Source organism: Streptomyces durmitorensis, assembly GCF_023498005.1.
GTDB classification, from domain to species: domain Bacteria; phylum Actinomycetota; class Actinomycetes; order Streptomycetales; family Streptomycetaceae; genus Streptomyces; species Streptomyces durmitorensis.
The window spans coordinates 4,271,804-4,283,659 of record NZ_CP097289.1; the positions used below are offsets into that span (position 1 = coordinate 4,271,804).

General features: G+C 70.3%; 8 protein-coding genes. 2 read left to right on the plus strand and 6 right to left on the minus strand.

From position 1 onward, the window contains the following. Nucleotides 1-37: 37 nt before the first annotated feature. A complete protein-coding gene (locus M4V62_RS19105) occupies nt 38-4,756 on the plus strand; it encodes an FtsK/SpoIIIE domain-containing protein (RefSeq protein ID WP_249588462.1) in 4,719 nt (1,572 codons plus the stop codon). 63 nt (nt 4,757-4,819) lie between these two features. Here M4V62_RS19105 and M4V62_RS19110 read toward each other — a convergent pair whose 3' ends face one another. Beyond that, on the minus strand, nt 4,820-6,478 hold the full coding sequence (locus M4V62_RS19110; protein ID WP_249588463.1) for a serine/threonine-protein kinase: 1,659 nt from the start codon (nt 6,476-6,478) through the stop codon (nt 4,820-4,822). A gap of 117 nt (nt 6,479-6,595) precedes the next feature. After that, on the minus strand, nt 6,596-7,471 hold the full coding sequence (locus M4V62_RS19115) for a menaquinone biosynthetic enzyme MqnA/MqnD family protein (protein WP_283779163.1): 876 nt from the start codon (nt 7,469-7,471) through the stop codon (nt 6,596-6,598). Nucleotides 7,472-7,816: 345 nt separating this feature from the next. On the opposite strand from M4V62_RS19115, the gene M4V62_RS19120 reads away from it, so the two are divergent. Continuing rightward, entirely contained in the window at nt 7,817-8,020 is a 204-nt protein-coding gene (locus M4V62_RS19120; RefSeq protein ID WP_018528239.1) for a cold-shock protein, read from the plus strand. 260 nt (nt 8,021-8,280) lie between these two features. Here M4V62_RS19120 and M4V62_RS19125 read toward each other — a convergent pair whose 3' ends face one another. The 4 genes from M4V62_RS19125 to M4V62_RS19140 are packed head-to-tail and all read right to left on the minus strand — an operon-like array spanning nt 8,281 to nt 11,853. Continuing rightward, complete coding sequence (locus M4V62_RS19125; RefSeq protein WP_249588465.1) at nt 8,281-9,084, minus strand: ABC transporter ATP-binding protein; 804 nt, start codon at nt 9,082-9,084, stop codon at nt 8,281-8,283. Next, nucleotides 9,084-10,055, minus strand: a complete 972-nt coding sequence (locus M4V62_RS19130) for an ABC transporter ATP-binding protein (RefSeq protein ID WP_249588466.1) — start codon at nt 10,053-10,055, stop codon at nt 9,084-9,086. The genes M4V62_RS19125 and M4V62_RS19130 overlap by 1 nt, the downstream gene beginning before the upstream one ends. 2 nt (nt 10,056-10,057) lie before the next feature. Further along, a complete protein-coding gene (locus M4V62_RS19135; RefSeq protein ID WP_249588467.1) occupies nt 10,058-10,906 on the minus strand; it encodes an ABC transporter permease in 849 nt (282 codons plus the stop codon). Then, a complete protein-coding gene (locus M4V62_RS19140; RefSeq protein ID WP_249588468.1) occupies nt 10,906-11,853 on the minus strand; it encodes an ABC transporter permease in 948 nt (315 codons plus the stop codon). Before M4V62_RS19140 ends, M4V62_RS19135 begins: the two co-directional genes overlap by 1 nt. Nucleotides 11,854-11,856 lie beyond the last annotated feature (3 nt).

Genomic DNA, 11,856 nt, shown 5'->3' on the forward strand with positions numbered 1-11,856 from the left:
CGGAAGCGGTCGCTCAGGGCTGAAGGGGAGGACGATCGTGCGCCTGACTCTGACCGTCGTCGATCCGCTCGGCGGCGCCAACGCCGACGTCGTGCTCGACGCCGATCCTGAGTCCTCCGTGGGGGACATCGCCAAGGAGCTTGCCTCACATGTGGGGTACGGCGGCGGCGACGCACAGATCATCCCCATCGGCGGGCATCAACTGCAGCCGGGCCCAGGTCAGGGCGGGGCGCCGATCGTCTTCGTGGACGGCTATCCCATCGACGCCGCCGCGACCATCGGGACGTCGCCGCTGCGCGAGGGCGCCGTCGTCAGCCTGCACGACCCCGCCGGGTGCCTGCCCGGTGAGCCCACCGGTCTGGTCGAGCTGCGCGTCGCGGGCGGGCCCGTGGCCGGCGCCGTGCACCGGCTCGGGATCGGGCGCTACGACATCGGCAGCGGACCCGCCTCGTACATCCGCATCGACGATCCGGAACTGCCCGCGCGCGCACTGACATTGTCAGTTGCAACCGATGGCACCTGCCAAGTCGCCGTACATGGGGATATAGACGGCGTAACTCTCGAAGGCAAGCCGTTCGGTGAAGTCGAGGAGAGCGAAAAGGACGAGACGGACGAGGAAGGCAAGAAGGGCAGGAAGGGCAAGAAGGGGAGCAAGAGGAATAAGGCCAATAAGGGGAATCGTGGCGGCAAGGAAGGGGAAAAGCGCGACAAGGGAGAGTGGCCGCTCGGCGCTCAGATCGCCATCGGCAATACCCTTCTCGAACTCGACCGCTATGCCCCGCCCAATGCCGCTCTGAAATGGTCGGAGGACGGCACGGGACTCGATTACAACCGGCCGCCCCGACTGCGTCCCCCCGAGCGGCAGACCAAATTCAAGCTGCCCAATCCGGTACGTGACTTCGAGGCCCGGCCGCTGCCCTGGCTGATGGCGCTCACGCCGCTCGTCGGTGCGCTCGTATCGGTGATGATCTTCCAGCGCTGGTACTACCTGATCATGGCGGCGCTCAGCCCGCTCATCCTGTTCGGCAACTACTTCATGGACAAGAAGCACGGGCGCAAGTCCCATGCCAAGCAGGTCAAGGAGTACAACGAACACAAGGAGCGGATCGAGAAGGACGCCCAGGAGGCCCTCGTCGCCGAGCGGCTCGACAAGCGGCAGGCCATCCTCAGTCCGGCCGGGATCCTCTCCCTGAGCACGGGTCCTCGTACGCGGCTGTGGGAGCGGCGGCGTACCGACGAGGACCATCTGCTGCTGCGCGTCGGCACCGGGCGGCTCGACTCCGAGGTCGTGCTCGACGACCCCGAGCAGGACGACCACAAGCGCGAGGTCACCTGGAAGATCGAGGACGCGCCCGTCGCGCTCTCGCTGCGCAAGCTCGGCGTCATCGGCATAGCCGGGCCCGGCGACTCCGCGCAGGCGCTCGGCCGCTGGGCGGTCGCGCAGTCCTCCGTGCTGCACAGCCCCCTCGACGTCCAGTTCTACGTACTGACCGAGAACTCCGCACGCGAGACCTGGGACTGGACGCGCTGGCTGCCGCACTCGCGGCCCGCGGGGGCGCAGGACGCCAACGTGCTGATCGGGACGGACGCCGAGACCGTCGGCTCCCGCATCGGTGAGCTGACCCAGATCCTCGCCGCGCGCCAGAAGGCCGCCAAGGAGAACAACAACCGGCAGGGCGGTGCCTCCTTCGGCGACCCCGACATCGTGGTCGTCTGGGACGGGTCACGGCGCCTTCGGTCCATGCCCGGTGTGGTGAAGCTGCTGCGCGAAGGGCCCTCCGTGTCCATGTTCGCGCTCTGCCTCGACGCCGAGGAGCGGTTCCTGCCCGGCGAGTGCCAGGCCATCGTGATCGCCGAGCCGCGGCCCGAGGAGATCAGCCTGCCGGCCCGGCCCGCGCCCGGCGGCCAGACGCCCGCACCGCCCGCGCCCGGCGGCTTCCCCTCCTTCCAGGCCTGGCACTCCACCGAGGCCGAGAGCAGCGAGGAAGGCGCCGAGAAGCCCCTCGAACTGCGGCTGCGCGTCGAGCAGACGGGCGCCGCCCGCATCCGCTCCGTACGGCCCGACTTCGTGTCCCCCGCCTGGTGCGGGCGGCTCGCCCGCGCCCTCTCGCCGCTGCGCGACATCAGCGGCGAGACCGAGGACTCGGCACTGCCCGGCTCCAGCCGGCTGCTCGACGTGCTCCAGCTGGAGCCGCCGACGGCCGACCAGATCACCGCGCGCTGGCGGATGGGCGGCCAGTCGACGATGGCCGTCATCGGTGAGTCGTACGACGGGCCCTTCGGCATCGACATGCGGCGGGACGGGCCGCACGGCCTGATCGCCGGTACGACCGGTTCCGGTAAGTCGGAGCTGCTCCAGACCATCGTGGCGGCGCTCGCCGTCGCCAACACCCCCGAGAACATGACCTTCGTGCTCGTGGACTACAAGGGTGGATCCGCGTTCAAGGACTGTGTGAAGCTGCCGCACACCGTCGGCATGGTCACCGACCTCGACGCGCACCTCGTCGAGCGCGCCCTGGAGTCGCTCGGCGCCGAGCTGAAGCGGCGCGAGCACATCCTCGCCGCCGCCGACGCCAAGGACATCGAGGACTACCAGGACCTCGTACGCCGTGATTCCTCGCACCCGCCCGTGCCCCGGCTCCTCATCGTCATCGACGAGTTCGCCTCGATGGTGCGTGACCTGCCCGACTTCGTGACGGGGCTCGTGAACATCGCCCAGCGAGGCCGTTCGCTCGGCATCCACCTGCTGCTTGCCACCCAGCGGCCGAGCGGTGTCGTGTCCCCCGAGATCCGGGCCAACACCAACCTCCGTATCGCCCTGCGCGTGACGGACGGCGCGGAGTCCAGCGACGTCATCGACTCCCCCGAGGCCGGGCACATCGCCAAGAGCACGCCCGGCCGCGCCTACGTCCGCCTCGGCCACGCCTCCCTCGTCCCCTTCCAGTCGGGGCGTGTCGGTGGCCGCAGGCCCGGCGCCACCGACCCGGCCCTTCTCGCGCCGTGGGCGGGTCCGCTCGGGTGGGAGGACCTGGGCCGTGCCGCCCTGGTGAAGCCCAAGGCCGAGGCGCGCGAGGAGGAGGAGATCACCGACCTCAAGGTCCTCGTGGACGCCGTGCGCGACGCGAACGCGACGATGGGCATTCCCGCCCAGCACAGCCCGTGGCTGCCCGCGCTCTCCGATCAGCTCCAGCTCGACGAGATCCCGCTGCCCGTCGCGAGCGACAAGCCGGGCTCCCTCGCCCCCGCGCCCTTCGGCCTTGAGGACATCCCCTCCGACCAGGCGCGCCGCCCGGTCGCGGTCAACTTCGAGACGTTCGGGCATCTGCTCATCGGCGGCGCCCCGCGCAGTGGCCGCTCGCAGATCCTGCGTACGATCGCGGGCTCGATCGCCCGTACGCACTCGTCGGCGGACGTCCACCTCTACGGCATCGACTGCGGCAACGGCGCGCTCAACGCGCTGACCCGGCTTCCGCACTGCGGCGCCGTCGTCAGCCGTAACCAGACGGAGCGCGCGGTGCGCCTCGTCACCCGCCTCAAGGGTGAACTGACCCGCCGCCAGGACCTCCTTGCCGACAAGGGCTTCGCCGACATCGGCGAGCAGCGGGCCGCGGTGCCCGAGGAGGAGCGGCTCGCGCACATCGTCGTGCTCCTCGACCGCTGGGAGGGCTGGCTGCCGACCCTCGGCGAGTACGACCACGGCGAGCTGACCGACGAGCTCCAGGCGATGATGCGCGAGGGCGCGAGCGTCGGCATCCACCTGGTCATCACCGGCGACCGCCAGGTCCTCATCGGCCGCATGGCATCCCTGACCGAGGACAAGTACGGCCTGCGGCTCGCCGACCGCTCCGACTTCTCGATGCTCGGCATGAACGCGCGCAAGGTGCCGGAGGAGATCCCGCCGGGCCGCGGCTTCAAGAACGAGCACGGCACGGAGACGCAGTTCGCGCTGCTCGCCGAGGACTCCACGGGTCAGGGCCAGGCCGCGGCGATCTCCGAGATCGGCGAGGCGGCGGCGGTGCGGGACGCGGACGTGCCGCGCTCGCGCAAGCCGTTCCGGGTAGACAGCCTGCCGAGCCGGATCAACTTCGCCGACGCGTGGGAGATGCGGGACCCCGACGCCTCACGCTCCAAGCTGTGGGCCCTCGCGGGCATCGGCGGCGACGACATCATGGGCTTCGGACCGGACCTGGCGCAGGGCGTGCCCACGTTCGTGGTGGCCGGGCCCGCGAAGTCGGGCCGCAGTACGACGCTGATGAACCTGGCGCGGTCCTATCTGACGCAGGGAGTACGCCTGATCATCGCCGCCCCGCGGCCTTCGCCGTTGCGCGAACTGGAAGGCCAGGAAGGCGTGTTGAAGGTCTTCAAGGACGACGACATCGAGAGCGACGACTTCAAGGAAGTCGTCGAGGACGCGTCACCCGAGAACCCGATCGTGTGGATCATCGACGACGGTGAGGTCCTGGAGGACTGCGACGCGGAACGCGAGTTCAAGCGCCTCGTGCAGCGGGGCTCCGAGCGGGGTCTCGGGCTGATCATCGGCGGCGACGAGGAGGAGGTGTGCGGCGGCTTCTCCGGCTGGCAGGTGGAGGCGAAGAAGGGCCGGCGCGGAATCCTGCTCTCGCCGCAGGACTCGTCGAGCGGCGAACTGATCGGCATCCGGACCACGCGAAGCATGGTCGGCGGCCCGATCGCACCGGGGAAGGGCCTGCTGTACACGGGCAGCGGGGAGCCGGTCACCGTTACTACGCCGATGTGAGGCGGAGGGGCGTTCCTGTACCGGTGCGGGGGGTGCGCTTCCCGCGCCGGTGCGGGCGTAGGGCTAGTCCATGCGGGAGAGTTGGGCCTCTGGGTTGCCTGACTTGGTGTTCTCCGAGAGGTACAGCAGGGCGTCGCCCTTGGGGCGTAGGCGGACCGTGTGCGCGTTCTTCGTGCACTGCGCCGCGCTGGACTCCTGGCCCTTGCCCCTCGCCACGATCTCCTTCTCCGATACCGACTTGAGGGTGAGGTCCACCGTGCAGACTCCGCCCAGTTGGTCCGTCTGCGTCATGACCGCGAAGCGTTCGCCCACCTTGCCCTGCTCGACCTTGAGGCGAAACGTGCCCATCGGGACCGCTCCGTTCGCCGCCACCGCCTGGCCCTCCCACGTGCCGCGGTAGGAGGCGGGTACCTTGCCTGCGCCCGACGGCTGATCGCTGGCCGTCGCGGCCGGGGGCTGTTTCTGTGCGTCGCTCGACGCGTTGTCGTCCCCCCGGAACTGTCCCAGCACGAAGACCGAGCCGAGCGTCACCGCCGCCAGTGCGCCCGCGACCCCCAGGACCAGCGTGCAGCTGACCTTGCGGCCCCTTCCGTCCGCCCCGCTCGGCGTGGACGTTGCCGCGACCGAGACGCTCACGCGGCCGGGCGGATCCGATCGGCCTGACGTCTGCGTGGGGACGTACGCGGCTGGGATCGGTGCGTAGGAAGGGTCCGGGGGGCCGAAGGTCCCGTTGCCCTGCGGCATTTCACGTACCGACGATGCCCCGCCCACCATCGACGTGCCGAACGGCACCGGGCCCGACGGCTGTTCCGCGACCCCCGCCCCGTCCGTCTCCAGGTCCAGGATCCGCACCGCACTCCGGCTGACCCGCTCCACCAGCGGGCCCGGCAGCCATCCCGCCGCCACCAGTACGTCCGCGCCCGAGGGCGCGAGTCGGCTCGCGATCTGCTCCGGAGTGGGGCGCGCGGCAGGGTCCTTGGTCAGGCACTCCCTCGCCAGGTCGCGCAGATCTCCCTCCAGCGCGCCCAGTACGGGCTCTTCGTGTACGACCTTGTAGAGGAGCGAGGCCGACGAGTCACCCGGGAACGGCGAAGCCCCCGTGGCCGCGAAGACGAGGACGGCTCCCAGCGAGAAGACGTCCGCCGAACCGGCCACCCCCTTGCCGAGGATCTGCTCCGGCGACATGTAGCCGGGCGAGCCGACGGAGACGCCGGTCGACGTGAGCGAGGCCGTGCCGTCCGTCGCCCGTGCGATGCCGAAGTCGATGAGCCGCGGGCCGTCCATCGTGAGCATGACGTTCGACGGCTTGACGTCGCGGTGGACCAGGCCGAGGCCGTGTACGTGCGCCAGCGCCTCGGCCAGGCCCGCGACCAGCACGCGTACGGAATGCGCGGGCAGAGGGGGCGCGTCGCGTACCGCGTCGGCCAGGGAGGGGCCCGCCGCGTAGCCCGTGGCCACCCACGGCACCGGCCCCTCCGGATCCGCGTCAAGGACCGGCGCCGTCCAGTCGCCGCCCACCCGCCGCGCCGCGTCCACCTCGCGCCGGAAGCGGGCGCGGAACTCCTCGTCGAGCGCGAAGTGCGGATGGACGACCTTCACCGCGACCGTACGGCCGCCCGAACTGCGCCCCAGATAGACCCGGCCCATACCGCCCGAGCCAAGCCGGCCAAGGAGCCGGTAGGGGCCGACGGTCGTCGGTTCGCCGGGATCGAGCGGGTGCATGACGAAGGCCTCCCCCGGACGCGCCGCACGGCCGCGACCACCCTGGGCCGCGGCATTGTCTGCAGCTCAGGGTAGTCCTCGGGCACGCCCCGTGGTTCTGACGTGCCCCACCGCGTACTACGGCTGCGAACCCAGCAGTTCCACCCGCACGTCCGCCGGGAAGCCCGTCGTCTCCCCCACCCGGCGCGCGAACTCCGCCACGCCCTCCAACTGCGCGCTCCCGAACCTGAAGTCGAGCGTCGTGAAGTACTTCTCCAGGACCCCCGCGTCGAAGGCCTCCCAGCGCGCGGCCTGCTCGGACACCTTGCCGACCTCCTCCAGGGAGAGATCGCGCGAGGCCAGGAACGCCTTGTGCACCGCGTCCACGACGGCGGGCTCGCGCTCGACATAGTCACGCCGGGCCGCCCAGACCGCGAAGACGAACGGCAGGCCCGTCCAGTCCTTCCACATCTGGCCCAGGTCGTACACGTCCAGTCCGAGCCGCGGCCCGTCGATCAGGTTCGCCCGCAGCGCCGCGTCCCCGATGAGCACGGCGGCGTCCGCCTCCTGCATCATCACGCCGAGGTCGGGCGGGCATGTGTAGTAGTCGGGCTGCACGCCGTGGCGCTCGGCGAGAAGGAGCTGCGCCAGGCGCACGGAGGTGCGCGAGGTCGAGCCGAGCGCGACCCTGGCGCCGTCCAGCTGGTCGAGGGGGACCTGCGAGACGATCACGCAGGACATCACCGGGCCGTCGCAGCCGACCGCCAGATTCGGGAAAGCGACGAGATCGTCGGCGTTCCTGAGGAACTCGACGAGGGTGACGGGCGCGATATCGAGATCACCGCGCACCAGCTGCTCACTGAGCTTCTCAGGGGTGTCCTTCGTGAGCTCGAAGTCGAGCAGCGTTCCGGTCCGCGCGAGCCCCCAGTACAGAGGCATGCAGTTCAGGAACTGAATGTGACCGACGCGCGGCCGGGGGGTGCGACGGGGGCCGGGGAGCTGATCGGAGCCCACCCCGGCGATGGCGTCAACGGGAGAATTGTCCACATCGGGGAGGCTAGCCCCCTTGCGGTACGGTGCAGAAAGCGGGGCCCCGATCCCGCCTTTGTCAAGAGCTTCGGACCTGGTCCGTCAACCCCTCTGGGGGGTCCGTCAAACATCCGGGTGACGTGATCTTGCCCCCTATTGCTTTCGGCTGCCTGCGTGCTAAGCTCGCCGCAAGTTGCAGTTTGGTTTCCCTTGCAGTACAGAGCCTGCGGAGCATGTGACCCGCGGGCTCTCGTCGTTTTCAGACTTATGCAGTTGTTTCAACAATCGCAGGTTCTGGAGCAGGGCAACCCTTTGGCCCAAGGAGGGCTTATGGCTACCGGAACCGTGAAGTGGTTCAACGCCGAAAAGGGCTTTGGATTCATCGCCCAGGAAGGCGGAGGCCCCGACGTCTTCGTCCACTACTCCGCGATCAACGCGAACGGCTTCCGCTCCCTTGAGGAGAACCAGGCCGTGAGCTTCGACGTCACGCAGGGCCCGAAGGGTCCGCAGGCGGAGAACGTCACCCCCCAGTAGTGGGGCACCCCATGCAGATGGGGTGTGTGATAGTTCCGGTGACTTGATCCGGACATGGATAGCAGTACCCAAGGAGCCCTGCCTCTCCGCGTAAGCGGATTGGCGGGGCTCCTGCCTTTTTCTGGCCTGGGGGCCTTGGACGGGGCTTTGGGTTCTTCTGCGGGTGTGTTGTGGCTGGGCGCGCAGTTCCCCGCGCCCCTTCGGGGCGCTCGTCGGTGGCTTGGCGCGCCGGCCCCCCGCGCCCCTATCGGGGCGCCCTCCTATCGGGGGCTGCTCACCACTTCCTGGGGGTTCCAGCCCTCTCTCGGTACCGAGGCCAGGAGCAGGGTTGTGTACGGGGCCTCCGGTGCCGCCAGGATCCGTTCCGTCGGGCCCTGTTCCACCACCTTTCCCCGGCGCATCACCAGGACCTCGTCGGTGATGTGCTGGACGACGGCCAGGTCATGGCTGACGAAGACCAGGGCCACCCCGGTGTCCCGGCGGATCTCGCCGAGCAGTTGGAGGATCTGGGCCTGGATCGACACGTCCAGTGCCGCCACCGCCTCGTCCAGGACGAGGACCTGCGGGTCCACCGCCAGTGCCCGCGCGATGGCCAGGCGCTGGCGCTGGCCGCCGGAGAGTTCGCGGGGGCGGGCGCCGGCCTCGCGGGTGCCGAGGCCCACCTGGTCAAGGAGCCTTGCAGCCTGCTTCTCGTCCTTGCCGTGCAGGCGCAGGGCCGTGCTCAGGCACTGGGTTGAGGTGAGGCGGGGGTCCAGGGAGAGGTAGGGGTCCTGGAAGACCATCTGGATCTCCCTGGCCCTGGCCAGGCGTGCGGTGCGCTTTCGGGGTGGACGCGATTCCCGGGGGCGGCCGTTCACCGTCACCGTGCCGGTGTCCTGGCGGGCCAGGCCCACCAGCATGCGGGCGACTGTTGTCTTGCCCGAGCCTGATTCGCCGACGATGCCGACGGATCCTCCCGGTTGGACCGTGAACGTCACGTTCTCCGCCGCCTGGTGGCGGCCGCCGCCCGGCAACGGGTAGCTCTTGCTGAGGCCATCCACCGACAGCAGGTTCTTGGTCGGCATCAGTGGCTCACCTCAGTCGTATCGGTACTCGGGATCCGCCCTGCGGAACGCCTGCCCACAACTGCGCAGGCCGTGCTTCCGCCGTCGTCCAGCGCGAACTGCTCCGGCGTCCACGTCTCGCACCCCTCCTCCGCCTCCCCGCACCGCGACACGAACGGACAGCCCCCGAACGTGTCCGACAGGGACGGCGGGCGGCCCGGGATCGGGTGGAGGGTGTGGGTCGTGTCGCCCAGGGTGGGCGAGCAGGAGAGGAGGCCGCGTGTGTAGGGGTGCGCCGGGGTGTCGAACAACGCCTTCGCCGAGCGCTCCTCCACCACCCGGCCCGCGTACATGACGTACACGCGGTCGCAGTACGCGGCCGCCAGGTGCAGGTCGTGGGTGATGAAGAGGAGGCCGAGGTCCCGGGTGGAGCGGAGTTGTCGCAGGAGGGCCAGGATCTCCGCCTGCGTCGTGACGTCAAGCGCGCTGGTCGCCTCGTCCGCGAGGAGCAGGCTCGGTTCCGCCGCGAGCGCGCCCGCGATGACCACGCGTTGCAGCATGCCGCCGGAGAGTTCGTGCGGGCGCTGGCGTACGCGGTGTTCGGGGTCGGAGAGGCCCACGGAGTCGAGGAGTTCGACCGCGCGCTCACGCGTTGCTCCCCTCTCGACCAGGAAGTCTCCGATGCGGCGCACCGGGTTGAGGGCCGCGCGGGGGTCCTGGTGGACCATGGCCACCGTCCGCGCGCGGTGCGTCCGCAGGGCCTCGCCGGTGAGGGTCAGGACTTCGGTGCCGTTCACCCGGACGGTGCCTGAGGTGGCCGACCCTGCCGGGAGCAGGCCCAGTGCCGCCTTCGCCGTCGTCGATTTGCCCGAGCCCGACTCGCCGACCAGGCCCACGACTTCGCCGGGGCGCACGGTGAGGGACACCGAGTCGAGCAGCGGCCGGGCCGCGCCCGGTATCCGCAAGGTGAGGTCTTCGATCTCCAGCAGCATGGTCACTGCCTCCCTAGCCGGTCGGCGGCCCAGACCCCGACCACGTTGAAGGACACGACGACCAGGGCGATGGCCGTGCCGGGGACGAGGGCCGGGAGCAGGGCGCCCTGGACCACCGCGGCCTGCCCCTCCTGGACCATCAAGCCCCAGTCGGAGGAAGGGGGTTGGGCGCCGAAGCCCAGGTACGAGAGCGTCGCCAGCGACATCAGCGCCTCTCCGAAGAGGACCACCAGGTAGCCGAGGATCGCGCGGCCCAGGTTCGGCACCAGGTGCGCCACGCAGATCCGTGCGCCGCCCATGCCCTGCACCCGGTAGGCGTCGACGTACGGCTTGCGGGACTCCGAAAGGGCCAGCGAGCGGACGTACTTGGCGATCGTGGGCGTGAAGGCGAGGCCGAGGGCCAGTACTGACGTCGTCATTCCCGCGCCGAAGACGGCGATGATCAGGACGGTGAACAGCAGGCCCGGGAAGGCGTACATCACGTCCGTGAGCCGGGAGACCAGGGCGTCCACCCAGCCGCCGCGCCAGGCGGCGAGCACCCCTAGCGTGACGCCGAGGACGGCCGCGACGGCGAGGAGCAGGATCGGTGCGATCAGGCTCGTGCGGGTTCCGTACAGGGCGCGGGACAGCAGGTCCTGGCCGGACGAGTCCGTGCCGAGGAGGTGGTCGCCCGACGTCCCCACCAGTGAGGCCGAGAGGTCGATCGCGTCCGGGGCGTAGGGCGCGAGGAGCGGTGCGAAGACCGCCGCCAGGACGACGAGGGCGAGCAGGCCGCCGGCCACCATCACCCCGACGGGGCGACGGTTGCGTACGGTCAGGGGCGCGAGCGCCACGGCAGAAGAGACAGCCATCAGGAACGTGCCTCCTTCACTCGCGGGTCGAGCAGTGGATGCACCACGTCGACCAGCGTCGTCACCACGATGTAGCCGGTGACCATGAGCAGCAGGACCGCCTGCGCCACCGGGAAGTCATGCGTATTGATCGCGCCCACGAGGAGCGAGCCGATGCCGCTGATGCCGAACGCCGTCTCCACGACCACCGTGCCGGCCAGCATTCCGGCCATGACGAGTCCGCACATCGTGATGATCGGGCCGAGCGCGTTGCGCAGGACGTGCCGCCGGATGATGTCGCGTTCCGGGACGCCCGACACGCGTGCCGCCTCCACGTGGTCGGACGCGGCGGCGTCCGCCATCGCCTGGCGCGTGACCCGGCTGATGATGGCGAGCGCGCCGAGCGCCAACGACAGGGCGGGCAGGGTCAGATGGTGCAGCGTTCCGCCGAAGCCCTCCCCCGATCCGGAGACCGGGAACCAGCCGAGCCGCACCCCGAAGAGCGAGACGAGCGCGATGGCCGCCACGAACGAAGGCACCGAGGCCGCGAGCGTCGTTCCGCCCACCACCGCCGAGTCGATCCACGTCGAGCGCTTCACGGCGGCCAGGATTCCGGCCCCTACGCCCAGGACGACGAACAACACCGTCGCGTAGGCGACCAGTTGGAGCGTGGTGGGGAAGCGGGCCGTCACCAGGTCGGCCACCTGGTCGCTGTACTTGAAGGAGCGCCCCAGGTCGAAGTGGACGCAGTCCCACAGCCACCGGCCGTACTGGACCACCAGCGGCTCGTCCAGGTGGTACTGCGCGCGTACCTGGGCGAGGCGTTCGGGCGTCAGTTTGTCCCTGCCGCCCGCGAGGAACACCGCCGGGTCACCGGGCGCCGCGTACACGGCGGCGAAGATGACGAACGAGGCGGCGAAGAGGGTGGCGACCAGGCCCGCGAGGCGTCGCGAGATTCGGGCGAGCATCTC